This is a genomic window from Leifsonia sp. SIMBA_070, from assembly GCF_046534635.1.
GTDB lineage: Bacteria > Actinomycetota > Actinomycetes > Actinomycetales > Microbacteriaceae > Leifsonia.
The window spans coordinates 1-337 of the sequence record NZ_JAWRYK010000097.1; the positions used below are offsets into that span (position 1 = coordinate 1).

1 protein-coding gene is annotated in these 337 nt (G+C 35.3%); it reads right to left on the minus strand.

The features are described 5' to 3' along the window. The coding region (locus SB754_RS19575) for a hypothetical protein (RefSeq protein ID WP_410784064.1) at positions 1-337 on the minus strand (337 nt) is incomplete at both ends.

Genomic DNA, 337 nt, shown 5'->3' on the forward strand with positions numbered 1-337 from the left:
ACAAGACCCGTATTATAAACAATTGTACGGCCATTTTTAAAGCTCCCCTTATAACTGGAAACATTTAGTTCATCTGCATTACATAGCACTAAATTTTTTCCTGTGAAGCCAACAGAAAGTCGAGTTGGATTATTTAATTTTGCAGTGGCATCCTTTGTAAGTCTGATGCTGGTACCCGTATCAGCTTTAACGATGCTTAAAAAAGATGACCCCTTATTACCAATATCAGGGAATGACGTTACTTTTGTAGATAAAAATTCTTCTAACTTTTCATCTAATTCCTTTTGGGCTGTAGAGCTAACAGTAAGACCAACATTTTTAAGTACCTGTTTTGTTG